The 24,713-nt window shown below is 70.8% G+C and carries 23 protein-coding genes; 12 read left to right on the plus strand and 11 right to left on the minus strand.

The window, feature by feature from the left end; genetic code table 11:
- Positions 1-2: 2 nt before the first annotated feature.
- The 4 genes from ACJJVL_RS10015 to ACJJVL_RS10030 are packed head-to-tail and all read right to left on the minus strand — an operon-like array spanning position 3 to position 4,688.
- On the minus strand, positions 3-323 hold the full coding sequence (locus ACJJVL_RS10015; RefSeq protein ID WP_405218517.1) for a GNAT family N-acetyltransferase: 321 nt from the start codon (positions 321-323) through the stop codon (positions 3-5).
- A gap of 55 nt (positions 324-378) precedes the next feature.
- Positions 379-1,428 (minus strand): biotin/lipoate A/B protein ligase family protein, encoded by a 1,050-nt coding sequence (locus ACJJVL_RS10020; RefSeq protein WP_405218518.1) that lies wholly within the window; start codon positions 1,426-1,428, stop codon positions 379-381.
- 56 nt (positions 1,429-1,484) lie between these two features.
- Entirely contained in the window at positions 1,485-2,372 is an 888-nt protein-coding gene (locus ACJJVL_RS10025; protein ID WP_405218519.1) for an alpha/beta fold hydrolase, read from the minus strand.
- Between the two features lie 60 nt (positions 2,373-2,432).
- Entirely contained in the window at positions 2,433-4,688 is a 2,256-nt protein-coding gene (locus ACJJVL_RS10030; RefSeq protein WP_405218520.1) for an ATP-binding cassette domain-containing protein, read from the minus strand.
- 148 nt (positions 4,689-4,836) lie between these two features.
- Between ACJJVL_RS10030 and ACJJVL_RS10035 the strand changes: the two genes are divergently transcribed.
- From ACJJVL_RS10035 to ACJJVL_RS10085, 11 genes are all read left to right on the plus strand, one after another.
- The gene (locus ACJJVL_RS10035) at positions 4,837-6,144 is read left to right on the plus strand and encodes a uracil-xanthine permease family protein (RefSeq protein ID WP_405218521.1); all 1,308 of its coding nucleotides are present in this window, start codon (positions 4,837-4,839) and stop codon (positions 6,142-6,144) included.
- Between the two features lie 117 nt (positions 6,145-6,261).
- The gene (poxB, locus tag ACJJVL_RS10040) at positions 6,262-7,983 is read left to right on the plus strand and encodes a ubiquinone-dependent pyruvate dehydrogenase (protein WP_405218522.1); all 1,722 of its coding nucleotides are present in this window, start codon (positions 6,262-6,264) and stop codon (positions 7,981-7,983) included.
- A gap of 29 nt (positions 7,984-8,012) precedes the next feature.
- Positions 8,013-9,302, plus strand: coding sequence for an MFS transporter (locus ACJJVL_RS10045; RefSeq protein WP_405218523.1), 1,290 nt, complete (start codon positions 8,013-8,015; stop codon positions 9,300-9,302).
- A 156-nt stretch (positions 9,303-9,458) separates the two neighbouring features.
- A complete protein-coding gene (locus ACJJVL_RS10050; RefSeq protein ID WP_405218658.1) occupies positions 9,459-10,637 on the plus strand; it encodes an LLM class flavin-dependent oxidoreductase in 1,179 nt (392 codons plus the stop codon).
- Entirely contained in the window at positions 10,634-11,251 is a 618-nt protein-coding gene (locus ACJJVL_RS10055; RefSeq protein WP_405218524.1) for a CE1759 family FMN reductase, read from the plus strand. The genes ACJJVL_RS10050 and ACJJVL_RS10055 overlap by 4 nt, the downstream gene beginning before the upstream one ends.
- Positions 11,248-11,715, plus strand: coding sequence for a MarR family winged helix-turn-helix transcriptional regulator (locus ACJJVL_RS10060; protein ID WP_405218525.1), 468 nt, complete (start codon positions 11,248-11,250; stop codon positions 11,713-11,715). The genes ACJJVL_RS10055 and ACJJVL_RS10060 overlap by 4 nt, the downstream gene beginning before the upstream one ends.
- A gap of 176 nt (positions 11,716-11,891) precedes the next feature.
- Positions 11,892-12,983: a pre-peptidase C-terminal domain-containing protein gene (locus tag ACJJVL_RS10065; protein ID WP_405218526.1), complete on the plus strand. Its 1,092-nt coding sequence runs from the start codon at positions 11,892-11,894 to the stop codon at positions 12,981-12,983.
- Positions 12,984-13,138: 155 nt separating this feature from the next.
- Positions 13,139-14,257, plus strand: coding sequence for a phosphotransferase family protein (locus ACJJVL_RS10070; protein WP_405218527.1), 1,119 nt, complete (start codon positions 13,139-13,141; stop codon positions 14,255-14,257).
- 53 nt (positions 14,258-14,310) lie between these two features.
- On the plus strand, positions 14,311-14,730 hold the full coding sequence (locus tag ACJJVL_RS10075; RefSeq protein ID WP_405218528.1) for a MarR family winged helix-turn-helix transcriptional regulator: 420 nt from the start codon (positions 14,311-14,313) through the stop codon (positions 14,728-14,730).
- Positions 14,730-15,992 carry an MFS transporter gene (locus ACJJVL_RS10080; RefSeq protein ID WP_405218659.1) on the plus strand — a complete coding sequence of 421 codons (1,263 nt, stop codon included), beginning with the start codon at positions 14,730-14,732 and terminating at the stop codon, positions 15,990-15,992. Before ACJJVL_RS10075 ends, ACJJVL_RS10080 begins: the two co-directional genes overlap by 1 nt.
- A 35-nt stretch (positions 15,993-16,027) precedes the next feature.
- Positions 16,028-16,498 (plus strand): DUF427 domain-containing protein, encoded by a 471-nt coding sequence (locus tag ACJJVL_RS10085; protein ID WP_405218529.1) that lies wholly within the window; start codon positions 16,028-16,030, stop codon positions 16,496-16,498.
- 9 nt (positions 16,499-16,507) lie between these two features.
- Here the strand turns inward: ACJJVL_RS10085 and ACJJVL_RS10090 are convergent, their stop codons facing one another.
- The 5 genes from ACJJVL_RS10090 to ACJJVL_RS10110 all read right to left on the minus strand — a co-directional run bounded on the left by ACJJVL_RS10090 (position 16,508) and on the right by ACJJVL_RS10110 (position 22,079).
- Positions 16,508-17,302 carry a sulfite exporter TauE/SafE family protein gene (locus tag ACJJVL_RS10090; protein ID WP_405218530.1) on the minus strand — a complete coding sequence of 265 codons (795 nt, stop codon included), beginning with the start codon at positions 17,300-17,302 and terminating at the stop codon, positions 16,508-16,510.
- Between the two features lie 68 nt (positions 17,303-17,370).
- Positions 17,371-18,018, minus strand: a complete 648-nt coding sequence (locus tag ACJJVL_RS10095) for a hypothetical protein (RefSeq protein ID WP_405218531.1) — start codon at positions 18,016-18,018, stop codon at positions 17,371-17,373.
- A 68-nt stretch (positions 18,019-18,086) separates the two neighbouring features.
- Positions 18,087-19,259 (minus strand): cytochrome b/b6 domain-containing protein, encoded by a 1,173-nt coding sequence (locus ACJJVL_RS10100; RefSeq protein WP_405218532.1) that lies wholly within the window; start codon positions 19,257-19,259, stop codon positions 18,087-18,089.
- 1,061 nt (positions 19,260-20,320) lie between these two features.
- Entirely contained in the window at positions 20,321-21,292 is a 972-nt protein-coding gene (locus ACJJVL_RS10105; RefSeq protein WP_405218533.1) for an electron transfer flavoprotein subunit alpha/FixB family protein, read from the minus strand.
- 10 nt (positions 21,293-21,302) lie between these two features.
- Entirely contained in the window at positions 21,303-22,079 is a 777-nt protein-coding gene (locus ACJJVL_RS10110; protein ID WP_405218534.1) for an electron transfer flavoprotein subunit beta/FixA family protein, read from the minus strand.
- Between the two features lie 75 nt (positions 22,080-22,154).
- Here ACJJVL_RS10110 and ACJJVL_RS10115 point away from each other — a divergent pair, with 75 nt between their 5' ends.
- The gene (locus tag ACJJVL_RS10115; RefSeq protein WP_405218535.1) at positions 22,155-22,688 is read left to right on the plus strand and encodes a MarR family winged helix-turn-helix transcriptional regulator; all 534 of its coding nucleotides are present in this window, start codon (positions 22,155-22,157) and stop codon (positions 22,686-22,688) included.
- 177 nt (positions 22,689-22,865) lie between these two features.
- Here the strand turns inward: ACJJVL_RS10115 and ACJJVL_RS10120 are convergent, their stop codons facing one another.
- Together ACJJVL_RS10120 and ACJJVL_RS10125 are read right to left on the minus strand one after the other, a co-directional pair.
- Complete coding sequence (locus tag ACJJVL_RS10120; protein WP_405218536.1) at positions 22,866-23,642, minus strand: enoyl-CoA hydratase-related protein; 777 nt, start codon at positions 23,640-23,642, stop codon at positions 22,866-22,868.
- Positions 23,639-24,709 carry a 3-hydroxyisobutyryl-CoA hydrolase gene (locus ACJJVL_RS10125; protein WP_405218537.1) on the minus strand — a complete coding sequence of 357 codons (1,071 nt, stop codon included), beginning with the start codon at positions 24,707-24,709 and terminating at the stop codon, positions 23,639-23,641. Before ACJJVL_RS10125 ends, ACJJVL_RS10120 begins: the two co-directional genes overlap by 4 nt.
- Positions 24,710-24,713 lie beyond the last annotated feature (4 nt).

Here is a 24,713-nt window from a genome sequence, read left to right on the forward strand (position 1 = left end):
CCTCAGCCTGCGTACGGGTGCGCCACCAGTGCTTGATGCTCGGTGTGCCGCTGCAGCCAGGACTGCACGAACGTGCACTGCGGCACGATCTTGCGCCCGGCTTCGGCCGCGTCGGCGAACGCGAACGCCGCGAGCGCGCTGCCGACCCCGTGTCCGCCGAACTCCTCCCCGACCACCGTGTGCTGCAGCACGCGGTTGCCGTCCGGGTCGTCGACGTACGAGAGCACCCCGGCCAGCCGGATGCCGATGTGCGCCTCATAGCGAGAGCGGTCGGAGTCGTCTCCGACCACCACGTGGGTCTCGTGCACTGCGGGCTCGCTCATGCGCCCATCCAATCGTGAGCAGCCACTGCAGACAAGAGCGTCCGACGGGCCAGCATCACGGCACGCGGTGCAGCCACTCGCGCGTGCTGAACTTGCTGCGGATGCGCTCCTCGGCCTCGGCGAGCTCGGCCTCGGTCAGGGTTCCGTCGGCGCCGCCGAAGAGCCTGCGGAAGGTGCCCTTGAGCGCATCCTGCACCGCGGCCTTCTCCATGCCGGTCTGCGACTTCAGCGGGTCGACGCGCTTCTTCGCACTGGTCGTGCCCTTGTCGCTCAGCTTCTCCTTGCCGATGCGGAGCACCTCGGTCATCTTGTCGGCGTCGATGTCATAGGACATCGTCGCGTGGTGCAGCACGGCGCCGGAGGCCAGGCGCTTCTGCGCCGCACCGCCGATCTTGCCCTTCGCCGAGGTGATGTCGTTGAGCGGCGCGTAGAACGCGTCGATGCCCAGCCCCTTGAGGGCTTCGATCACCCAGGCGTCCAGGAATGCGTACGAGTCCTGGAAGCTCATGCCCGAGACCAGATCTCCTGGCACGTAGAGCGAGTACGTGATGGCGTTGTCGGGCTCCGAGAACATCGCGCCGCCGCCGGTGATGCGGCGCAGCACGGGGATGCCGTGGCGCTCGGCGGCATCCGGCTCCACCTCGTTCCTGTACGACTGGAACGAGCCCAGGTAGACGGCCGGTCCCGCGAGGTTCCAGAAGCGCAGCGTCGGGCCCCGACGGCCGGCTCCGACCTCCTCGGTGAGCACCTCGTCGAGTGCGACGTGGACGATCGGCAACCGCGGCTCGTCGTCGATGATCGTCCACTCGTAGTCGCCGAACGAGCTCGCGTGCTGCAGCGCGCGGCGAACGGCGACACCCACCGACTCCGGGGTGAAGCCGAGCAGGACGGCATCCTGCGGCAGGCCCGCCGTGATCGCCTGGCCGATCTCGACGGCGGTCGCGGTGACGGGCAGTCCATTCACCGCCTCGTCGATCGCGCCGAGCGCCTCGTCGGGCTCCAGGAAGAAGTCGCCCGCGAGCCGGAAGTCGACGATGCGGCCGTCGCTCTGCTCGAGGTCGACCACCACGAGCTTGCCGCCGGGAACCTTGTACTCGCCGTGCATGCCTTCAGCCTACGGGCGCCGCTACCGCCCGGCCGGAGCCCGCCGGTCGCGACCGTTCAGCGCCGTGGTGCCGCGCTCGGCACGAGCCGCTCGTCGAGCCAGCCGACGATGTCGTCCAGCACCTTGCCCTTATTGATCTCGTTGAGGATCTCGTGGCGCGCGCCGGGGTACACCACCACCGTCACGTCGCTGAGGCCCGCGCGACCGCGATAGGCGGCGCCCAGTTTCTCGAGCGACTTGGTGCCGCCGAGCGAGTCGTCTGAGCCGCCGGCGATCAGCACCGGCACATCGGGCTCGATGTGGCGCGCGGGCATGCCGTAGAGCCGCAGGCCCTCGCGCAGGCCGAAGAGCTCCAGGGAGTTCGCGGGGAACGTGAGCGGATCCTCGACGAACGCGTCGATCACCGCCTGGTCTCGCGAGAGCCACTCGTAGCCCGTCGTGCCCAGGTGCGCGTGGCGCGCGTTCAGGTCGCCCGCATTCACCCAGCCCGGCATTCGGTAGGCGGTGCCGGTGAGCACGGCCGCATCGACGAGCGACGCTCGGTCATTGAGCAGGATCTGCGTCAGGACCGAGCCCCACGAATGGCCGAGGATCGCGATCGGCAGCCCCGGGTGCTCGCCGCGGATCCGCTTGAGCGCGCTCGCCAGGTCGCCGACGACGGCTCGCATGCCGCCGGCGCCGATGCGGCCGAGCCTGCTCAGATCGCCGCCGTGCTGCTCGATGCCGGTGGCGCCGTGGCCGCGCTGGTCGATCGCCCAGACCGCATAGCCCTCGCCGACGAGGTGCTGCGCGACATGCTCGTAGCGCAGGGCATGCTCGCCGAGTCCGTGCGCGATGAAAACGACGGCCTTCGGCTTGCCCGGCTTCCAGGTGTAGCAGTGGATGCTCACGCCCTGCAGGTCGACGAAGGTCGACTCAGTGCGGATGGCGGTGAACTTGGGCACGGCCGCATTCTAGGACGTCGACATAGGTATCGGCGCATCGCGCCGCCGCGCCCGCCGCGCTCAGACGGCGAGCCGCTTCGCGAGGTGGCGACCGGTGAGCGAGTCGCCGGGGTCTGCCGCGAGCGCTGCGGGCGTGCCCTCGAAGACGATGCGCCCGCCCTGCTGGCCAGCCCCGGGCCCGAGGTCGATGAGCCAATCGGCGCGCGCGACGACGTCGAGGTTGTGCTCGATCACGATCACCGTTCGGCCCGCATCGACGATGCGCTCGAGCAGCCCGATGAGGTTGTCGACGTCGGCCATGTGCAGCCCGGTGGTCGGCTCGTCGAGCACGATCACCGCGGCATCCGTGCCCATCTCGATCGCGAGCTTCAGCCGCTGCCGCTCGCCACCCGACAGCGTCGTGAGCGTCTGGCCGAGCGTGATGTAGCCGAGCCCAACATCCTCCAGCCGCACGAGCATCGGCGCGACCTGCTTCTCGGTGAAGAATGCGGCGGCCTGCTCGATGGACATGTCGAGCACATCGCCGATCGACTTGCCGCGCAGCTGGTACTCGAGCACCTCGGCGGTGAAGCGCCTGCCGCCGCAGAGCTCGCACGGCGTGGTGACGCCCGCCATGAATGCGAGGTCGGAGGAGATGACGCCGAGCCCCTTGCACTCCGGGCACGCGCCCTCGGAGTTCGCGCTGAAGAGCGCGGGCTTGACCTTGTTGGGGGTGGCGAACGCCTTGCGGATGGGCTCCAGGATGCCCGTGTACGTCGCGGGGTTGGAGCGACGCGATCCCTTGATGACGGTCTGGTCGACGAAGGTCGTGCCCTGGCGCGGCAGCGATCCGTGGATGAGCGACGACTTGCCGGAGCCGGCCACGCCCGTGACGGCGACGAGCACGCCGGTGGGGACATCCACGTCGACGCCCGTGAGGTTGTGCGAGCGCGCATCGCGGATGGCGATGCTGCCGGTGGCCTCGCGCACTGACGCCTTGATCGCCTGGCGGTGCTCGAGGTGGTCGCCCGTGCGCGTGCCGGAGGCTCGAAGCTCGTCGAAGGTGCCCTCGAAGACGATCGTGCCGCCATGCGTGCCGGCACCCGGACCCATGTCGACGATGCGATCGGCGATCGCCATCACCTCCGGCTTGTGCTCGACGACGAGCACGGTGTTGCCCTTGTCGCGCAACCGCTGCAGCAGGCCGTTCATGCGCTCGACGTCGTGGGCGTGCAGGCCCGCGGTCGGCTCGTCGAACACGTAGGTGACGTCGGTGAGCGCCGAGCCCATGTGTCGCACCATCTTCGTGCGCTGCGCCTCGCCGCCGGAGAGGCTGCCCGCGGGACGGTCGAGCGAGAGGTAGCCGAGCCCGATGGCGTCGAAGGTCTCGAGCAGGTCGACGAGCTTCGCGCGCAGCGGGGCCGTCGCCGCTCCCCCGGCGTCTGCGGGGATCGCGGCGACGAACGCCGCGAGATCGGTCAGCTGCATCGCGGTCGCCTCGGCGATCGTGGTGCCCTGCACCGTGACCGCGCGCGCCGCGGCGTTCAGGCGCGAACCGCCGCACTCCTCGCAGTCGCCGTAGGTCGCGGCCGCCTCGACGCGGGCGCGCAGCGTCGGCTTCATGGAGTCCGGGTCCTTCACGAACACGCTCTTCTTGAGCTTCGGGATGAGCCCTTCGTACGACATGTTGAAGCCCGCGAAGTTCACCTTCCGCTCCTCGCCGTAGAGGAAGAGGTGCAGCTCGTCGTCGGTGTAGTCGGCGATGCGCTTGTCGGGATCGAGCTGGCCCGACTCGGCGTAGAGCTTCCAGTACCAGGAGCCGACCTGGTAGTTCGGGAAGTCGATCGCGCCCTCGTTCAGGCTCTTGCTGCGGTCGACGATCGCTCCCACATCGATCGCCGAGACGCGACCGAGGCCCTCGCACACCATGCACATGCCGCGCGGGTCGTTGAAGGAGAACAGCACCGACGACTCGAGCCTCGGCTCGCCCACGCGCGAGAACAGGATGCGCAGCATCGTGTACGCATCCGTGGCCGTGCCGACGGTCGAGCGCGAGTTCGCGCCCATCTGATCCTGACCCACGAGGATCGCGGCGGTCAGGCCCTCGAGGCTGTCGGCATCGGGCTGCGGTGCGGGCGGCATGAAGCCCTGCACGAACGCCTCGTAGGTCTCGTCGATCAGGCGCCGCGACTCGGCGGCGATGGTGCCGAACACGAGGCTCGACTTGCCGGAGCCGGAGACGCCCGTGAACACGCTCAGCTGCCGCTTGGGGATGTCGACGTCGACATCGCGGAGATTGTTCTCGCGCGCGCCGCGCACACTGATCTGCTCGTTCACGGCTCGACGGTACCGGGCGGCGACACCGACCGCACCGGGAATCTGCGGTAGGGGTGAGACGCTCGCGCGCCACCGGATACGATCCCGCCGACGGAGTCCCGCCGTCGCGGCCGGAGCACACCCGGCACCTCCTGCATCGAAGGACAGCATGTTCACCTGGCGCTACCGCGACGAGACCAACCTCACCGCGACCGACATCATCTACCCCGAGGAGCGCCTGAGCTGGGGCCGCACCATCGGGCTCGGCATGCAGCACGTGGTCGCCATGTTCGGCGCCACGTTCCTGGTGCCGATCATCACCGGGTTCTCGCCGTCGACCACGCTGCTCTTCTCCGGCATCGGCACGATCCTGTTCCTGCTCATCACGAAGAATCAGCTGCCCAGCTATCTCGGCTCGTCGTTCGCGTTCCTCGCGCCGATCGGCGCCGCGACGACCATCGGCGGCCCGGGCTTCGCGCTCTCCGGCGTCATCCTGGTCGGCGTGCTGCTGGCGATCGTCGGCGTGATCGTGCACTTCGCCGGCACCCGATGGATCGGTGCGCTCATGCCGCCGGTGGTCTCCGGCACCATCGTCGCGCTCATCGGCTTCAACCTGGCGCCCGCGGCCCGGGACAACTTCGTGAAGGATCCGGGCCTGGCCGCCATCACGCTGCTCGCGGTCATCCTCACGTCGGTGCTCTTCCGCGGGCTCGTCGGGCGCCTGTCGATCCTCGTCGGTGTCGTGGTGGGCTACGCCACCGCGGCACTGATGGGCAAGGTCGACTGGACGAAGGTCGAGGATGCCGCCTGGGTCGGGCTCCCCGAATTCACGTCGCCCACCTTCGACCCGGCGCTGCTGCCGGCAATGCTGATGTTCGTGCCGATCGTGCTGCCGCTGATCGCCGAGAACCTCGGCCACGTCAAGGGCGTCGGCCAGCTGCTGCACCGCGACCTCGATCCGCTCGCCGGCCGCACGCTGTTCGCCGACGGCCTGGCCACGACCATCTCGGGCATCTTCGGCGGCTCGCCGACCACGACCTACGGCGAGAACATCGGCGTCATGAGCGCCACGCGCGTCTTCTCCACGGCCGCCTACTGGGTGGCGGCGATCACGGCGATCCTGCTGGGCCTGAGCCCGAAGGTGGGCGCGATCATCTTCGCCACGCCCGCAGGCGTGCTCGGCGGCGTCACCACCGCGCTCTACGGCCTGATCGGCATCATCGGCGTGCGCATCTGGATCGAGAACCAGGTCGACTTCTCGAAGCCGCGCAACCAGTTCGCCGCCGGCGTCGGACTCATCGTCGCGATCGCCGACTTCACCCTCGCGGCCGGCCAGGCGTCGTTCGGCGGCATCGTGCTCGGCACGGTCGCGACGCTCGTGATCTACCACCTCATGCGGCTGCTGGAGCGGGCACGCGGTGGGGTCGAGACGGCGCGGCCTGACCACGCGCCGCCCGCGACCGACCCGACCGACTGACCTCGCGGCATCCGCCTCGTGCGGGTGAACCGCGCGCGGCTCGCCCCACGGCCCGCGAGGCGAGCCAGCCGTCTCGGCGCTCTGTCATCGCTCCGATGCGCGTGCCATGGTTAGGGCATGGCCAACGTTGCGGAGAACATCGTCCAGACCCTGGTCGCGAACGGGGTGCAGCGCGTCTACGGGCTGCCCGGTGACTCGCTGAACGCCTTCACCGAGGCGATCCGCGTTGAGGACCGGCTCGACTGGGTGCACGTGCGTCACGAGGAGACCGCGGCCTTCGCCGCCGGCGCCGAAGCCGACATGACCGGCGAGCTGACGGTCTGCGCCGGCAGCTGCGGTCCGGGCAACCTGCACCTCATCAACGGGCTCTTCGACGCCAACCGCAACCGCGTGCCGGTGCTGGCGATCGCCGCGCACATCCCCACCGTCGAGATCGGCACGAACTACTTCCAGGAGACGCACCCGCAGGAGCTGTTCCGCGAGTGCTCCGTCTACGTCGAGTACGTCGCGAGCCCCGAGCAGATGCCGCGGCTGCTCGAGATCGCGATGCGCACGGCGATCGAGAAGCGCGGCGTCGCCGTGCTCGTGATCCCAGGGGATGTCGCATCGGCTGCCCTCGAGGACGATCGGCGCACGATCATCCGCCGCACGCGCTCGGCCACCGTGCCGGTCGACGAGCAGCTGCGCGAGGCCGCCGACCTGCTGAACAGCGCCAAGACGGTGACGATCCTCGGCGGCGCCGGCACGGCCGGTGCGCACGCTGAGGTGCTCGCGCTCGCTGAGCGGCTCGGCGCCCCGACCGTGCATGCGATGCGCGGCAAGGAGCACCTCGAGCACGACAACCCCTTCGACGTCGGCATGACGGGGCTGCTCGGCTTCGCGAGCGGCTTCCGCGCGATGAGCAACGCGGATGTCGTGCTGCTGCTGGGCACCGACTTCCCCTACCCGCAGTTCTACCCGGACGACGCTCGCTTCGTGCAGGTCGACATCCGCGGCGAGCAGATCGGCCGGCGGCATCCCATCGATGTCGCGCTCGTCGGCGGCGTCAAGAAGACCTGTGCGGCCCTGCTGTCGATGCTCGACCAGAAGGGCGACCGCCACCTGAAGGACGCGCAGCAGCACTACGCGAAGACGCGCGAGCGGCTGGACGACCTCGCCACGCCCTCCCGCAAGGGCCGGCCCGTGCACCCGCAGTACCTCGCTCGCCGCATCAGCGAGCTCGCGGCCGACGACGCCGTCTTCATCCCGGACGTCGGCTCGCCCGTGGTCTACGCATCCCGGTACCTCACCATGAACGGCAGGCGCCGCATGATCGGCTCGTTCAGCCACGGCTCCATGGCGAACGCCGTGCCGCAGGCGATCGGCGTGCTCGCGCAGGACCGCGCACGGCAGACGGTGACGCTCTCCGGCGACGGCGGGCTCGCGATGCTGCTGGGCGACCTGCTCACGCTGACCCAGAACGATCTGCCCGCCAAGGTCGTGGTCTTCAACAACTCGTCGCTGAACTTCGTCGACCTCGAGATGAAGGCGGCGGGCCTCGTGCCGTTCGCCACTGATCTCGAGAACCCGAACTTCGCCACCGTCGCGGAGGCGATGGGGATCAGGGGCATCCGCGTGGAGGACTCGGCCGGCGTCGACGCCGCGCTCACCGAGGCCTTCGCGCACGACGGCCCGGCGCTCGTCGACGTGGTGTGCGACCCGCAGGAGCTCACGATCCCGCCGACGATCGCGTTCGAGCAGGCGAAGGGCTTCGCGCTCTACGCGATCCGCACGGTGCTCTCGGGGCGCGGCGACGAGCTGCTCGACCTGGCCCGCACGAACTGGCGCCAGCTCTTCTGACGCTGCTGCGTCAGCTCCGGAGGTTCAGGATGAGCGCCACCGCACTCCCGACGCCGCGTCGCATCCAGGGCATCTACTACGTGCTCGTGCTCGGCAACACGCTCGCGGCCTCCTTCATCTGGGGCATCAACACGCTCTTCCTGCTCGACGCCGGCCTGACGAACCTCGAGGCGTTCACCGCGAACGCCTTCTACACGATCGGGGTGCTGCTGTTCGAGATCCCGACGGGGGTGGTCGCCGACACCCTGGGCCGGCGCTGGTCGTACGTGCTCGGCTGCGCGACGCTCGCGGTCACGACCGGGCTCTACTGGCTGATGTGGCTGTGGGAGGCGCCATTCTGGGGCTGGGCGCTCGCATCGATGCTGCTGGGGCTCGGCTTCACCTTCTTCACGGGCGCGGTGGACGCGTGGCTCGTCGACGCGCTGCGCGCGACGGGGTACGCAGGCTCGCTGGAGCGGGTGTTCGGCCGATCGGTGGTCGTGAGCGGCGGTGCGATGCTCGTGGGATCCGTGCTCGGCGGGGTGGTGGCGCAGCTGACCGACCTCGGCGTGCCGTTCCTGCTTCGCGCCGCGGTGCTGGTCGTGATGGTCGTCATCGCCGGCCTGCTCATGCGGGATGTCGGCTTCACCCCGGATCGCAGCGAGGGTCCGATCGCGGCGACCCGCACCGTGCTGCGGGCCTCGGTGCAGCACGGCCTGCGCAATCCGCCCGTCCGCTGGCTCATGCTGGCCAGCCCCTTCACGGCGGGTGTCGGCTTCTACGCCTTCTATGCCCTGCAGCCCTACCTGCTCGAGCTCTGGGGAGACCCCCGGGCCTACTCGATCGCCGGACTCGCGGCCGCGCTGCTCTCGGGCTCCGCCATGCTCGGCGGCTTCCTGGCCCCCGTGGTGCGGCGGCGCTTCCGCAAGCGCACGACCACGATCCTGCTCTCGGCGGTGACCGGCGTCGTCGTGCTGCTCGGCCTCGGTCTGGCGCAGCAGTTCTGGATCGCGATCGCGCTCGTCGCGCTGTGGGGCGTGATGTCGTCGATCGATGACCCCGTGCACCGCGCCTACCTGAACGACATGATCCCGTCGAAGCAGCGCGCCACCGTGCTGTCATTCGACTCGCTCATGGGCTCGGGCGGCAGCGCGATCGCGCAGCCGATCCTCGGGCGCTCCGCCGACATCGGCGGGTACGGCTTCTCGCTCGTGCTCAGCGGCATCCTCTCGGCCGCCGCGATCCCGTTCGTGCTGCTCAGCCGGGCCCAGCACTCGCCTGCAGACACCGCGAGCGCCACGCTCGAGGGGCCGGCGATCGACCCGGCGACCAGCGTGTGAGTCGCCGGAGCTCACACCGACGCCGGCATGCGTGGCTCGGCGGCAGAACCGATGGCGCCCAGCGTTCCGCGGGAATAGCCTGGCGGTACGCACCGTTGCAATCATTGTTCAACTTTGAAGCACTTGTCCGCGACGGAAGGACACCCCATGAGCAGCATGCAGTTCGGCATCTTCTCGGTGAGCGACATCACCCAGGACCCGACGACCGGCAGGACCCCCTCAGAGCACGAGCGCATCAAGGGCGCCGTAGCGATGGCCAAGAAGGCCGAGGAGGTCGGCCTCGACGTCTTCGCGATCGGCGAGCACCACAACCCGCCGTTCTTCTCCTCCTCCCCCACCACGACGCTCGGCTACATCGCCGCGCAGACCGAGCAGCTGCTGCTGTCGACGGCCACGACGCTCATCACCACGAACGACCCGGTGAAGATCGCCGAGGACTTCGCGATGCTGCAGCACCTCAGCGACGGCCGCTCCGACCTCACGCTCGGCCGTGGCAACACCGGCCCGGTCTATCCGTGGTTCGGCAAAGACATCCGCGATGGGCTCGAGCTCGCGATCGAGAACTACGCGCTGCTGCACAAGCTGTGGCACGAGCCCGTGGTCAACTGGACCGGCAAGCACCGCACGCCCCTCACCGGCTACACGTCGACCCCGGCACCGCTGGATGGCGTCGCGCCGTTCGTGTGGCACGGCTCGATCCGCTCGCCGCAGATCGCCGAGCAGGCCGCCTTCTACGGCGACGGCTTCTTCCACAACAACATCTTCTGGAACAAGGAGCACACCGAGCGCATGGTGCACCTGTACCGCTCGCGCTTCGCGCACTACGGCCACGGTGAGCCCGAGCAGGCGATCGTCGGTCTCGGCGGACAGGTGTTCATGAAGTCCACCGAGCGCGAGGCGAAGGAGGTCTTCCGCCCCTACTTCGATGTCGCGCCCGTCTACGGCCACGGCCCGAGCCTGGAGGACTTCACCGAGATGACGCCGCTGACCGTCGGCACGCCCGAGCAGGTCATCGAGCGCACGCTCTCGTTCCGCGACTACGCCGGCGACTACCAGCGCCAGCTGTTCCTCGTCGACCACGCGGGCCTGCCGCTCGAGGAGGTTCTCGAGCAGATCGAGATCCTCGGCACCGAGGTCGTGCCGGTGCTGCGCCGCGAGTTCGACCTCGTGCGCGAGGCCGGCGTGCCGGATGCGCCCACGCACGCCGCACGTGTTCTGGCCGCAGCCGAGTCGGGCACGCAGCTCGGCGAGCAGGGCAAGGCCTGGCAGTCGCAGGGCGCACGCAGCGACCTCGACACCGGCGCCGCCATCGCACGACAGGCAGGTGAGGCATGAGCAGCCCTCGCATCGCGATCGTCTCGGCCGGGCTCGGGGAGCCGTCGAGCACGAAGCTGCTCGCCGACCGGCTGCGCGACGCGACCCTCACGGCGCTGACCGCGCACGGCCAGCACGCGGAGGTCGTCGACGTCACGCTTCGGCCGCTCGCGCAGGACATCGCCGGCAACATGCTCACGCACAACCCCACGGATGCGCTGGCCGCAGCCATGAAGGAGGTCGTCGACGCGGACGCGATCATCGCCGTGACGCCGACGTTCAACATGAGCTACTCGGGCCTGTTCAAGTCGTTCTTCGACCTGATCGAGGAGGGACAGCTCGCCTCCATCCCGACAGCGCTGGGCGCCACGGGCGGCACGGCGCGGCACTCGATGGTGATGGACACTGCGATGCGACCCATGTTCGCCTACCTGAAGGCGCAGGTCGTGCCCACGGGCGTGTTCGCCGCTGCGGAGGACTGGGGCGCTGCATCCGGTCTCGACCGGCGCATCGCGCGTGAGGGTCGTGAGCTGGCCGACCTCATGGTTGCGATGCCGCGCACGCGCGAGGGCGACCCGTTCGATGTCTCGAGTGACGCCTTCGTCTCGTTCGAGCAGATGCTGGGGCACGCGTGACCGGCTCGGATGCGCTCGCCCCGCGCGCGTGGCGGCAGTACTTCGAGGGCTCGCGCCTGCTGGAGAACGAGCTGGAGCATCGCCTCAAGACATCCAGCGGCCTCGACCTCGGCGACTTCAACGTGCTGCTGGTGCTCTCCGAGGCACCCGGCCTGCGGATGCGCATGGGCGACCTCGCACGCGCCCTCGCGTTCGCGCCGGGCCGGCTGACGTACCGCGTCGGTGCGCTCGAGCGTGACGGCCTGGTGATCCGCGAGGCGAGCGCGGCCGACGGGCGCGGCACCGACGCGGTGCTCACCGCGGCGGGTCGTACGCGCCTGCGCAAGGCGCGCCCGGTGCACGCGCGGCATGTCGAGGAGCTCTTCCTCGGCGACCTGGATGACGAGACGCTCGAGGTGCTCTCGCGCGTCTTCGGTCCGCTGCGCACCCGCCTGCTGGAGCACCGCGGTGAGGGCGGGGCCTGACGACGCACGCCCCGAACGTGCTGCGCGCGCCATGCGGATCCGCACGGCGCGGTGGTGGAGATCCACCTCTTCCGCAAGCGCGAAACGCTTCTACCATGAACGCACGGGCCCGATTCCGATCACGGGATTCCTCGTCGTCACCCCGGGTCCTCTGACCTTCGGGTGAGGAGACCACCATGCATGAGCAGCTCGAGATCTGCATCGACAAGCAGCTGCCGGTGACCGACATCATCGAGTCATCGAGCCGAGCGATCGAGGAGGCGCCCGAGAACGTCCCGGCGCAGCAGCCCCGGTCGACGCTGCCGGGAGTGCAGGAGAACGGCCCGCTGGAGCTCGCGATCCTCACGGGCAAGAAGTGGGCGACCGGACGCACGATCTCGATCGGGTTCCGCGGCGGCTCCGCGTCGCTGCGAGCCAAGGTCGAGGCGGTCGCCAAGCAGTGGGAGCAGCACGCGAACCTCACGCTCGACTTCGGCAGCGACGCGACCGGCGACATCCGCATCGACTTCGCACCGGGTGGCTCGTGGTCGTACCTGGGCACCGATGCCCTGAGCATCCCGCAGGCGGACGCGACGATGAACTACGGATGGCTCACCGATACGAGCACCGATGACGAGATCGGCCGCGTCGTGCTGCACGAGTTCGGGCACGCGCTCTCCGCGATCCACGAGCACCAGAACCCGGTGGCCGACATCCCCTGGGACAAGCCTGCCGTCTACGCCTACTACGCCGGGCCACCCAACAACTGGTCTCGGGAGGTCGTGGATCGCAACATCTTCCAGCGCTACTCGACCACGGTGACGAACCATTCCGCCTTCGACCGCGATTCGATCATGCTGTACGCGATCCCCAACCAGCTGACGATCGGCGACTACGAGGTGGGGTGGAACCGCGGCCTCTCCGACACGGACAGGGCGTTCATGGCGACCATCTATCCGCGCACGGCACCCAGCGCGGTCGAGCTGACGGTCGCACCGCCCTACACGCAGGCCGCGATCGGGGCGCCCGCGGAGCAGGATCTGTTCAGCTTCGTCGTCGCCGACGCCGGGCAGCACCGCGTCGAGACCTTCGGGACGACCGACGTGGTCATGACGCTCCTGGGCCCCGACAGCCTCACCGCCGCCGTCGCGGAGGACGACGACGGGGGCGCGGGTCCGAATGCCGCGATCACCGCGCAGCTCGCGCCCGGCCGCTACTACGCACGGGTGCGGCACTACAGCGCAACCGGCTCCGGCACCTACGAGATCGGGGTGCGCAGGATCGGATGACCCGAGGGCTTCGCGGCACTGCGCGAGGCAGTGCTTGCCGTCGTGCGGCACCGGCCTCCGCGCTCGTGGCCGTTGCGAGAGCAGAATCGGTCCGTAAGCGGCAAATCTGCGGGATGCTCGGGCGAGTCTCGACCGAGGGCTGGAAGACTGGGGCGGTGGTGGAGCAACGGCTGCTGGAGCGGGCGATCGGCGAGAGCGGTCGCCCGATCGCCGCCGAGCCGTTCGGCGCCGGACGGATCGCCCGCTTCCGCGTCGAGCGCGGCACCGAGGCCGGCGACTGGTTCGTCGACACCTCGAGGCAGCCCGTCCCCGCCGAAACGGGCTTCGTGATCCGCGACGGTGGCGGTGCGGTCGTCGCCCGCATCTGGAAGCATCCGCTCGACCCTCGCCTGCCGGCGCTGCGCACCGTCACCGATCCCGAGCGGCTGCATCGCATCGCGAGCGCTGCCGGATCGACGGGCCCCATCGAGGCGCGTGTGCTCGCCTATCGGCCGGGCCGCCGTGCCGTCGTGCGGCTGACGCAGCACGGCGTACACCTGTTCGTGAAGGTCGTGCGCCCGGGCGAGGCAGAGGATCTCGCGGCGATCCACGACGCCTGCAGGGCCGCGGGCGTGCCCGCGCCCGAGGTCGTGCACTGGACGCCCGCGGGCGTGGTCGTCGTCCGCGACGCGGTGGGCACGCCCGGGCCCGTCGCCGCGACGCAGATGTCGGCCGATGCCGTGCTCGACGCCGTCGAGACGCTGCGCGAGCAGTTCACGCGCGTGCGGACCGGGCGCATCGCGCGGCCCTCGGTCGGCTCCCGGCTCGACTGGCACGTCGACCGACTGGCATCCGTGCTGCCGGACCGCGCGGGTGAGCTGCGCACGCTCCGCACAGCACTCGTGCCGCACCTGCGGCGCCAGGGCGCCGCGGCGGTCATCCACGGCGATCTGCACATCGGCCAGATCTTCTGCAGGGACGGCGCCGTCTCCTCCGTGATCGACATCGACACCGCGGGCCTCGGCGACCCCTGCGACGACACCGCAGCATTCATCGGGCACGCGACCGCGAGCGCCGTGCGCAACGAGGTCGCGGGCCGCGCTCGCGACGCAGCACTGCTCCACACCCTCGCGGAGACAGCGCTCGATCGCTGGGTCGCGCAGCCGCGCACCGCGGCGCTCACGACCCTGCACCTGATCGGCCACGCGATCCGTGCGGCAGAGAGCAATCGGGAGGCCGCGCACCTGATGCTCGACGAGGCGCTCGACCTGCAGAGCATCCGTCGTTCGCGCTGATCCCGTGGTCGCGAGCGCAGCGGCAGCGGCAGGTCGTGAGATAGACTAACCAAATGCCTGCTATCGCACTTGCCGACGACCTGCGCGTCGCGCTCGTGCGCCTCGGCCGCCGCATGCGCCGAGAGCGCCTCGACCAGGCGCTCGCGCCGCACCATCTCTCGGCCCTCGGCGCCATCCAGCAGCTCGAAGAGCCCACGCTCGCACGCATCGCCGCGTGCGAGGGCGTGAAGCCCCCGAGCATGGTCAAGACGCTGCAGTACCTCGAGGAGCTCGACTACATCGAGCGCAGCGCCCACCCGAGCGACGGCCGCATGCTGGTGCTGCGCATCAGCGAGAACGGCGAGCGGAAGCTCGGCGCCATGCGCGAGCGTCGCAACCGCGCCCTCGCCGAGACGATCGCGACCATGACGACCGAGGAGCAGCGCACGCTCGCGAACGCCATCCCCCTGCTGGAGAGGCTGTCCGAGCAGTGATGTTCCGGTCCTTGCGGCTCTTCAACTACCGCACGTGGTTCGTCGGCGCCATGGTCTCCAACATCGGCGCGTGGATGCAGTCCACCGCCCTGTCGTGGACGGTGCTCACGGTGCTCACCGCCAACGACGCGACCGCCGTGGGTCTGAACATGGCGCTGCAGTTCGGTCCGCAGCTGCTGCTCGTGCCGATCTCCGGCCTGATCGCCGACAAGTACGATCGGCGCAAGGTGCTGCTCGTCACGCAGGCCTCCATGGGCCTGCTGGCGCTCGGGCTCGGCATCATCGTCACCACCGGCATCGTCGAGCTGTGGCACGTGCAGGTGTTCGCGCTGATGTTCGGCGTGGTGCAGGCCTTCGACATGCCGGCTCGACAGGCGTTCGTCTCCGAGCTCGTCGGTCAGGCCGACATCGCCAACGCCGTGGCGCTGAACTCCGCCTCGTTCCACGGTGCCCGCCTGGTGGGCCCGGCCGTCGCGGGCCTGCTCATCGCGCTCGTCGCGCCGGGGCCCGTCTTCCTCATCAACGCGTTCACCTTCATCGCCATGCTCATCGCGCTCGTGCGCATCCGCACCGCTGAGCTGCAGCCGTCGCCGCGCGGCGCGAAGGGGCTCGGCGACATCGTGCAGGGCTTCCGCTACGTGCGGAAGCGCAAGGATCTGCTGATCATCTTCGTGATGGCGTTCATCCTCGGCACCTTCGGACTCAACTTCGCCATCTACATCTCGACCATGACGTCGATCGAGTTCGGCGCGAAGGCCGACACCTTCGGGATCCTCTCCAGCGCGATGGCCATCGGCTCCGTCACCGGAGCCCTGCTCTCTGCGCGGTCATCCCGGCCCCGCTGGACGGCGATCGTGGGCGGCCTCGGCATGTTCGTCGTCGCCTGCGCGCTCGCAGCCCTGTCGCCGAACATCGTGCTGTTCGCCGTCGCGCTCGCGGTCGCCGGCTTCACGGCGCAGCTGTTCATGACGAACGCCAACTCAATGGTGCAGCTCACCTCCGCTCCCGAGGTGCGGGGACGGGTGATGGCGCTCTACGGCGCGGTCTTCATGGGTGGCACGCCCGTCGGGGCGCCCATCGTCGGCTGGGTCGCCGACATCTTCGGGCCCCGGATGGGCATCATGGTCGCCTCGGTCACGTGCCTCGTGGCGTTCATCATCGGCGCCGTCTACTGGGTGCGCGTGCGCCGCGACGACCGGATGAGCCGCACCGGCACGCTGACGCTCCCGCCGGCCACGGAGTCCTCCAACATCGTCAAGTAGCACCGGCGACATCCGTCGGGCAGAGCAGGAGCAGCATGCGACCGACAGAATCCGTCTGGGACTACCCGCGGCCTCCCCGCGTCGAGCCGACCGACGAGCACGTGCGCGTGATCCTCGATGGTGTGGTGGTCGCCGAGACCCGCAGCGCGCTGCGCGTGCTCGAGACGAGCCATCCCCCCACCTACTACCTGCCGCGCGGCGACTTCGCCGAGGGTGCGCTCTCCGCTTCCTCCGGCGCGAGCATGTGCGAGTGGAAGGGCGCTGCCAGCTACCTGACGGTGACGGGCGGCGACCGCGTGGAGCGGGCAGTCGGCTGGCACTACCCGACGCCGCTGCCCGGGTTCGAAGCGCTGCGCGACCATGTCGCGCTCTACCCCGCGCGCATGGATCGCATCGAGGTCGACGGCGAGGTCGTCCAGCCGCAGGAGGGCGACTTCTACGGCGGCTGGATCACCTCGCGCGTCGTCGGTCCCTTCAAGGGCGCGCGCGGCACGCGCGGCTGGTAGGCGCCGGCGCTACTCCTTGTGGCCCAGCTTGATCGCCTCGACGACGAGGCGCACGATGAGCAGCGCCAGGAACACGCCGAAGATGATGGACGCCGTGCGCGGGTCGAGCGCGATCGCCGCCGCCGCGCCCAGTGCGGTGGTGACGCTGGCTGCGACCCCGACGATCGCGGCGCCCAGCAGGTCGACGTTCTTGCGTCGCAGGTTGCCGATCGTGCCAGAGATCGCGGTCGGGATCATCATTGCCAGTGAGGTGCCCTTGGCGACCACATCGCTCTGCCCGAACAGCAGGATGAGCATCGGCACGATCACGATGCCGCCGCCGACGCCCAGGATCCCGGAGAGCACCCCGGTGATGAAGCCCAGCACCACGAGCCCGATGATCGGCAGCACCTCGAGCGCGATCGTGCCCTCCCTCGAGGGCACGACGAGGAACAGGCTGATCGCGACGACCACAAGGAAGGCGATGAACGCCCAGCGGATCGCCATGACGGGCAGCCGGTGCAGCAGGTGGGCGCCGATCTGCGCGCCGGTGACGGAGCCGACGACCAGGATGAGGGCGACCAGCCAGTCGACATTGCCCGCGACCGCGTAGCTCGCGACGCCGACCAGCGCCGATGGCACGATCGCGCCGAGCGATGTGCCCGCGGCGAGCTTGCGCGGGAACTTCGCGAGCATCACCAGCAGCGGCACGATCACGATGCCTCCGCCGATGCCGAACATGCCCGAGAGGAAGCCCGAGAGCAGTCCGATCGCGACGAGCGCCCAGATCGGTCTGCGGTGCTCGGTCGCTGCGTGCTCAGTCACCTCTCCATCCTGCCGTGCCCCGCGGCATCCGACCGACATGTTGGGGCGTCCGCCCGACATGGCCGGTTTCACGGCGCGCGGGCGACCGCGGAGTGCGGGCGCAGCAGGTGCGCCGCAAGCAGCCAGCTGCCGCTGGCCAGGCCGACCACCACCGCCATGCGCACGGCCGCCACGAACAGCACCGTCGTCAGCAGCAGCACGTGGTCTCGGACGGCGGCCGCTTCGGGCAGCAGCGGCAGCACGGTCGTGATGGGCGCGGCGAGCATGCCGGTCACGCTCGTCGCCAGCACCGCATCGGCCGCGCCGCTGATGAGCCAGCCGACCCCGGTGATCGCCCACGCTCGTGCCGCGCCGAAGCCGCGCAGCAGCCACGCACTCAGACACGCGCCGACCGACCCGACCAGCAGCGATATCCCCAGCAGCGCGATGGCCAGCGCGAATGCATCGCCGAGCGGGTCGCGCAGCGCGCGCACCACGGCGATCACCGTACCGGATGCTGAGGCGTCCCGCACCGATCCGGCAGCCACGGCGCCGAAGGCGCTCAGGAGCAGGGCGCCGAAGGCGAGCAGAAGCACCGCGCTGATGCCGGCAGACAGGCTCACCGCCATGGCGCCACCTCCGAGTGCCCCGGCGAGCGCTGCGTCTCGCGTGCGGAGCCCCGTCAGCGGGGGCCGTCCCTGTGGGTGCGAGATCACCCGATTCGGGTCGGTGGACATGGCCGCGACGATAGCGAGGGCGCGCGACCACGAGCTCGGGCGCGCGACCCTCCTGTGGAGAGCGAGCGCTACCGGCTGGACACGGTGCCGAACCGGCTCGCGACCGGCGTCAGCAGCGCCGGCCGAGCGGCGATCAGGGCGCATGCGACCACGAGCATCGAGCCCGCGAAGAACGCGAAGCCGAGCCAGTCATCCGCCGGCCGTGCCGCGAACATGTGGTTGAGGTTCCGCAGGGCTCCGGTCGTGAACACCAGCAGCACGTGCACGATGGTGAAGGCGACGAAGTAGAGCATCGTCGGGAAGTGGATCGCGCGCGCCCATTCGATCGGGTAGGCGCGGTTGAGCCGATCGTTGTCCTTCGGCCACCACGTGCTCATGCGCACGCCCGTGGCGATGGCGATGGGTGTGGCGATGAAGACGGTCGCGAAGTAGGCGAGCTGCTGGAGCGAGTTGTAGTTGACCCAGCCGTCCTCGAGCGGCCAGTCGAGCGTGGCGTACTGCAGCGCCGCGGAGATCGCGTGCGGGAACACTTCCCAGCTGGTGGGCACGATCCGCATCCACTGCCCGGTCGCGAACAGCAGCACCACGAAGAGCACGCCGTTGACGACCCAGAGGATGTCGACACTCGTGTGCAGCCAGACGGTGAGCGACACCTTGGCGCCCGAGCGCTTCGACGTGAAGTAGGCCGGTGGCTTGCGCTCACCGCGCACCTGCAGGCCGGAGCGGACGATGAGGGCGAGCAGCAGGAAGTTGAAGAAGTGCGACCAGTTGAGCCACACGGGCAGGCCGATCGGCGCCCCGTCGGGCAGCGCGTAGGTGCCGGGGTACTGGGCGATGAACGCCGCGACCGGCTCGAGGCCTGCGATCCAGCGAGCGATGGCGACGACGATGGTGGCTGCGCCGATGACGGCGAGCGCGACCAGGACGCTCGCGTACGCCCACTGCTTGCGCGTGGCGGGGCGGAGGCCGGGCTCGGCGGCCGCTGCCGCGGGCTTCGCGGCTGCGGGCGTGGGCTTTGCGGCTTGCGCGGCCGCGGGCTTCTCGGCCGCCGCCGGCGCGGGAGCGGTACCAAGCTGTCGCTCGGAGGTGGGGTCAGGCGACGGTTGCGTACCGGAATCGGGACCGGGGTATGCAGCGGCGGCAGCGGCAGCAGCGGCAACAGCGGGCGCCGGTGCGGGCTGCGCGGCATCCCGCACCGCACCGGTACCAACCTGTCGCTCGGAGGTGGGGTCAGGCGACATTTCGGTACCGGAATCCGACTCTGCGGCGGCGCGCGCTTCGGGACCGGTACCAACTTGTCGCTCGGAGGTGGGATCAGGCGACGCTTCGGTACCGGAACCGGATGCGGCGGGCGCAGCGGCGGGCGCGGCAGCGGGCGCGGCAGCGGGCGCAGCGGCGGGCGCAGCGGGCGCGGCAGCGGGCGCAGCGGCGGGCGCAGCGGGCGCGGCAGCGGGCGCAGCGGCCGACGCAGCGGCCGACGCGGCAGCGGGCGCAGTGGCCGGCCACGGATCGCCGCCCGCCACGCGGGGGAGACCCCGCCGGAACGCTGCGGCCGGGACGGTTTCGCCGGACTCAGCCGCGGGAGCGTCGTGTGCTGTCGCTGCCGTCGGCTCGGGCGGCGCCGTCTGCTGCGGTGCCTGCTGCTGCGGTGCCGTCTGCTGCGGTGCCTCCGGCTGCGGTGCCCCGGGTCCGGAGGCGGGCTCCGTACCCGACGGCGCGGCACCCGACGGCGCAGCGGCACCGCCCGGCGGCACGGCGGCTGGGGCAGGCTCAGGGGGCGCGGCTGCCGTCGCGGCGGCCGGCCAGGGCTCTCCGCCGGGCGTCCGCGGGAGTCCGCGGCGGATGGCGACGGCCGCCGAAGGCCGCGAGGGCTCGCTCTCGCGCGCTGCCGTGTCTGCCGTCGGTGCTGCAGGAGCTTCGGGCTCCGCAGGCGCCGGTTCCGCCTCGTCGACCGACGGGGCCGCAGGCGGGGCCGCGTCAGCTGTCGGCGTGGTGGAGGACGCCTCGTCGACCGACGGGGCCGCAGGCGCGGCCGCGTCAGCTGTCGGCGCGGTCGCGGACGCGTCGGGCGGTGATGCGACGGAAGTTGCTTCGACGACCGGTGATGCGACCGACGCTGCCTCGGCGACCGGCGCTGCATCCGCGACCGGCACTGCTTCGGCGACGGGCATTTCCGCTGCCTCGCCTGCAGGAACCGCACCCGCAGGAACCTCGCCTGCGGGCGGCCACGGCTCGCCGCCGGGTGCGCGCGGCAGCCCGCGCCGCACCGCCCGCGACTCCCCCTGCACGACGCCCGTCACCACTAGCCCTTCCGCGCCTCGAGCGCCGAGATCAGCTGCGGCACGATCGTGAACAGGTCGCCGACCACGCCGAGATCGGCCACCTCGAAGATGGGTGCACTCGGGTCCTTGTCGATCGCGACGATCGTCTTCGACGTCTGCATGCCCGCACGGTGCTGGATCGCGCCGGAGATGCCGACCGCGATGTACAGGTCGGGCGCGACGGACGTGCCGGTCTGGCCGACCTGCAGCGACTGATCCGCGTAACCGGCGTCGACTGCCGCGCGCGAGGCACCGAGGGCCGCGCCGAGGGTGTCAGCGAGCTGCTCGACGAGCGCGAACTGCTCCTTCGAGCCCAGTGCCCTCCCCCCGGAGACCACCTTCTTCGCGGCGCGCAGGTCGGGCCGCGTGGAGGTCTGCTGCTCGAGCTCCACGCCCTCCACGACTGCGGTCGGGCGCCCGGAGGATGCCACCTCGAGCGCGCTCACCTCCGGCACCGCCGCCTCGGCGCGGTGGTCGACCGAGCCGAGCCGCAGCGTCACGATCATCGGACCGTAGGTCGGCGCGGCCATGACCTTGTACGCGCCGCCGTAGACGGAGTGGCGCGCGACGATGCCCTCGTCGTCGCGCTCCACGCCCACCACATCGACGAAGAGCGGTGCGCGGGTGCGGGCGGCGACGCGACCGGCGGCATCCGTGCCCTCGATCGAGTGCGGCACGAGCACCGCCTCTGGGGCGACCTCCGCCATGGCGGCGGCGAGCGCATCGGCGACGGGAGCGCCGAGCTGCGACGGGTCGACGGCGGCGGTGAGCACGCGGGCGGCACCGAGCGAGGCCGCAGCCTCGGCGAGCTGCGGCAGCGCGCCCTCTGGCCCGACGACGACGGCGACCGGCGTGCCGAGCTGGGCGGCGGCCCCGAGGACCTCGGGGGCGCCGTCCGCGAGCGCGGTCTCGCCACCGGGAGCGGCGAGGAGCAGGGTCAGGATGTTCGTCATATCGGGCTCCTCAAGCCAGCCGGCGGTCGGCGAGGAAGGCGGCGATGCGCTCCCCGGCGTCTCCGGCGTCGGTGATGATCTCGCCGGCTTGGCGCGGCGGTCGCTGGTTGGCCTCGACCATGATCGAGCGGGGCGCGACGGTCTCGTCGATCTCCACCTCGAGATCGTCGAGCGAGAGCACCTCGAAGGGCTTCTTCTTCGCGCCCATGATGCCCTTGAGGGCGGGGAAGCGCGGGTCGGGCATCCGCTCTGTGACGGAGACGACTGCCGGGAGCGACGCCGCGACCGTCATCGTGCCGCCGTCGGTCGTGCGCGTGCCCCGCACCGCATCCGCCGTGATCTCGATCGTCTCGAGCCGGGTGATCGCGGGCAGCTCGAGCAGCTCCGCCAGCATCGACGGCATGACGCTGCCGCTGCCGTCGGTGGAGCCGTTGCCCGTCATGATCAGGTCGAAGCCCGTATGCCGGAGCGCCGCCGCCAGGACCTCGGCCGTGCGCCCCAGGTCGGCGCCCGCGAGCCGCTCATCGGCGACCTGCACGGCGGCGGATGCGCCCATCGCGAGCGCCTTCCGCACGGTCGTCTGCGAGTCCGTCGGCGCCATCGAGAGCACGACGACCTCGGCGTCGCCCGCCGACTCCGCGTGCCGGATCGCCGTCTCGACCGCGCGCTCGGTGATCTCGTCGAGCACGGTCTCGCTCGCGGCGCGATCGGCGAGCCCCGTCTCGAGACTCAGCTCACGCTCGCCGTAGGTGTCGGGCACGGGCTTGACGAGCACGACGATCTTCATCGGCGGGCTCCCTTCTGGATGAGTGGGGCGAACGTCATCGCCCACGCTACGGTGACTCGGAGTGAGGAGGTACCCATGAGCGACAGGCCAGAGACCCTCGATCCCATCGCCGAAGCGCGGCGGCAGTGGCTCGACCACGGCTGGGCGGATGCGGCGCCGGGCATGACGCTCGTGACCTCTGTGAACCGCGCGCAGCAGCTGCTGGAGGCGCGGGTGGAGGCCGTGCTGCGGCCGTTCTCGCTGTCGTTCGCACGCTTCGAGGTGCTGCGGCTGCTGGCGTTCACGCGCGAGGGGCGCATGCCGATGCAGTCGGCGGTACGGCGGCTGCAGGTGCACCCGACGAGCGTGACGAGCACGGTCGATCGGCTGGTGCGCGACGGGCTCGTGACGCGCGAGCGGCACCCGACGGATGGGCGCGCGACGGTGCTGGCCATCACGGATGCGGGGCGCGACCGGGTCGAGCTGGCGACGGCCGCGCTCAACGACGAGGCGTTCACCGCGACGGGGCTGGAGGATGCGGAGCTCGCGGAGCTCGTGCGCATCATCGCGCTGCTGCGGAAGCGGTCGGGGGACTTCGAGGATCCGCGGCCGGCGGCGGAGCCGCTGTAGGCGGGGCCCTTGGTCTCGTGACGCACGCGGCCTGCGGCCGTGTGCTCCTCGACCAGCGGGCGACGGTCGGCAGAGCCAGCCTCCTCGACCAGCGGCGGACGCGCGGCCTTGGTCTCGTGACGCGCGCGGCCTGCGGCCGTGCGCTCCTCGACCGGCGGGCGGGCGGCGACGTGCGGGTCAGGCATGGCGGAAGTTGGGCTCGCGCTTCTCACGGAAGGCCGCCATCCCCTCTTTCTGGTCGGCGGTGTCGAACAGCGCCGTGAAGCGCTCGGCCTCGAGCGCGATGCCCTCCTCGAGGCCCGTCTCGAGCGCACCGTCGAGCGCGGCCTTCGCAGCGACGAGCGCCGGCAGCGACTTCGAGGCGATCGAGGCCGCCAGCTGCTCGGCCTCCGCCTGCAGCTCGGCCGCAGGCACGACGCGCGACACGATGCCGATCCGCTCGGCCTCCGCCGCGTCGATGCGGCGCCCAGTGAGCACCAGCTCTGCGGCCTTCGGGTAGCCGACGATCCGCATGATGCGCTGCGTGCCGCCGATGCCGGGGATGACGCCCAGGCCGATCTCGGGGAAGCCGAACGTGGCCGTGTCGGAGGCGAGGATCACGTCGCACATGAGCGCCAGCTCGAAACCGCCGCCGAGCGCATAGCCCGACACCACGGCGATCACGGGCTTCTTCACCCGCGCGAACTCCATCCACGGCCCGAAGTGGTTCGCCTCGCGCATCTCGGCGGTCGACTTCGACGCCATCTCCTTGATGTCGGCGCCGGCGGCGAAGGCCTTCTCGGAGCCGGTGACGACGATCGCGCCGATCGCATCGTCCGCGTCGAGCGACGTCGCCGCATCCACCAGTTCGTGCATCAGCTGCACGTTGAGGGCGTTCAGCGCTTCCGGGCGGTCGAGCGTGATCCAGGCGACGCGGCCAAAGCGCTCGACCTTGATGGTCTCGTAGTCGGTCATGCGATCTCCTCAGCGAGTGGGGCCGGCAGTTCGAGGTCACCCTCGGGCACCGGTGCGAAGCATCCTTCCACCATGGCATGCGTGACGCCGGCCAGCGTCGGCGGGGTCCACGTGGGGTTGCGGTCCTTGTCGATCAGCTGCGCACGGATGCCCTCGCTGAAGTCGGGCGCGAGCGAAGTGTGCCGCGAGACGCGATACTCCTGCGCCAGCGCCTCCTCCAGCGAGCCGAGCCGACGCGCGCGACGCAGCGCGGCGAGCGTGACAGCCACGGCGAACGGCGAGCGCTTCGAGATCGTCGCCGCGAGCGCCCGCCCCTCACCACCGGCCGCCTCCAGGCGGGCGACGATCTGCTCGGCGTCGTCACCGGCGAAGGCATGGTCGATCTGCGCTTGAGCATCCTCCAGCGTGCCCGCGGGCGGCTCGGCGGCGGGCGGCTCGGCGGCGAGCTGCTCGATGGCGGCATCCGGATGCGTCGACTCGAGCAGCCGCACGAGCTCAGCCAGGCGGTCCGTGGGCACGTAGCTGTCGGCGAGGCCGAGCGCGATCGCGTCCGCGGCGCCGAAGTGATCGCCCGTGAGCGCAGCACGGGTGCCGAGCTCGCCGCGGTGCCGCGTGAGCAGCCAGGTGGCACCGACGTCGGGCACGAAACCGATCGTCACCTCGGGGAAGCCGATGCGCGTGGAGTCGGTGACGACGCGGTGGCTCGCGTGGCCCGAGATGCCGACGCCGCCGCCCAGCACGATGCCGTGCTGCAGCGCGACGGTGGGCTTCGGGAAGCGCGCGATCCGCGCGTTCAGCGCGTACTCGTCGCGCCAGAAGCGGGCAGCGGCCTGCCCGCGCGTGCGGTCCACATCGTCGCGCAGCGTCACGACGTCGCCACCGGCGCACAGCGCCCGCTCCCCCGCGCCCGTGATGAGCACGCGCTCGACCGCGTCGTCGCCCGCGAAGGCGCGCAGCGCATCCGCCATCTCGCGCACCATCTCGTGCGTGAGCGCGTTCAGCGCCTCCTGGCGGTCGAGCGTGATGACGCCCAGCGCGCCGCGGATCTCGGTGCGGATGTTGCCCATGCTG

Origin of the sequence: Agrococcus sp. Ld7, assembly GCF_045064095.1 — a bacterium.
In the GTDB taxonomy this organism is placed as follows: Bacteria; Actinomycetota; Actinomycetes; order Actinomycetales; family Microbacteriaceae; genus Agrococcus.

What these genes read in the sequence shown, in the direction of transcription:
- ACJJVL_RS10095 (WP_405218531.1), bottom strand. Translation starts at nt 18,018, where the DNA reads ATGTCCACCGACCCGAATCGGGTGATCTCGCACCCACAGGGACGGCCC.
- ACJJVL_RS10065 (WP_405218526.1), top strand. Translation starts at nt 11,892, where the DNA reads ATGCATGAGCAGCTCGAGATCTGCATCGACAAGCAGCTGCCGGTGACC.
- ACJJVL_RS10100 (WP_405218532.1), bottom strand. Translation starts at nt 19,259, where the DNA reads ATGTCGCCTGACCCCACCTCCGAGCGACAGGTTGGTACCGGTGCGGTG.
- ACJJVL_RS10125 (WP_405218537.1), bottom strand. Translation starts at nt 24,709, where the DNA reads ATGGGCAACATCCGCACCGAGATCCGCGGCGCGCTGGGCGTCATCACG.
- ACJJVL_RS10055 (WP_405218524.1), top strand. Translation starts at nt 10,634, where the DNA reads ATGAGCAGCCCTCGCATCGCGATCGTCTCGGCCGGGCTCGGGGAGCCG.
- ACJJVL_RS10120 (WP_405218536.1), bottom strand. Translation starts at nt 23,642, where the DNA reads ATGACCGACTACGAGACCATCAAGGTCGAGCGCTTTGGCCGCGTCGCC.
- ACJJVL_RS10080 (WP_405218659.1), top strand. Translation starts at nt 14,730, where the DNA reads ATGTTCCGGTCCTTGCGGCTCTTCAACTACCGCACGTGGTTCGTCGGC.
- ACJJVL_RS10050 (WP_405218658.1), top strand. Translation starts at nt 9,459, where the DNA reads ATGCAGTTCGGCATCTTCTCGGTGAGCGACATCACCCAGGACCCGACG.
- ACJJVL_RS10085 (WP_405218529.1), top strand. Translation starts at nt 16,028, where the DNA reads ATGCGACCGACAGAATCCGTCTGGGACTACCCGCGGCCTCCCCGCGTC.
- ACJJVL_RS10105 (WP_405218533.1), bottom strand. Translation starts at nt 21,292, where the DNA reads ATGACGAACATCCTGACCCTGCTCCTCGCCGCTCCCGGTGGCGAGACC.
- ACJJVL_RS10045 (WP_405218523.1), top strand. Translation starts at nt 8,013, where the DNA reads ATGAGCGCCACCGCACTCCCGACGCCGCGTCGCATCCAGGGCATCTAC.
- ACJJVL_RS10020 (WP_405218518.1), bottom strand. Translation starts at nt 1,428, where the DNA reads ATGCACGGCGAGTACAAGGTTCCCGGCGGCAAGCTCGTGGTGGTCGAC.
- ACJJVL_RS10075 (WP_405218528.1), top strand. Translation starts at nt 14,311, where the DNA reads ATGCCTGCTATCGCACTTGCCGACGACCTGCGCGTCGCGCTCGTGCGC.
- ACJJVL_RS10015 (WP_405218517.1), bottom strand. Translation starts at nt 323, where the DNA reads ATGAGCGAGCCCGCAGTGCACGAGACCCACGTGGTGGTCGGAGACGAC.
- ACJJVL_RS10035 (WP_405218521.1), top strand. Translation starts at nt 4,837, where the DNA reads ATGTTCACCTGGCGCTACCGCGACGAGACCAACCTCACCGCGACCGAC.
- ACJJVL_RS10110 (WP_405218534.1), bottom strand. Translation starts at nt 22,079, where the DNA reads ATGAAGATCGTCGTGCTCGTCAAGCCCGTGCCCGACACCTACGGCGAG.
- poxB (WP_405218522.1), top strand. Translation starts at nt 6,262, where the DNA reads ATGGCCAACGTTGCGGAGAACATCGTCCAGACCCTGGTCGCGAACGGG.
- ACJJVL_RS10115 (WP_405218535.1), top strand. Translation starts at nt 22,155, where the DNA reads ATGAGCGACAGGCCAGAGACCCTCGATCCCATCGCCGAAGCGCGGCGG.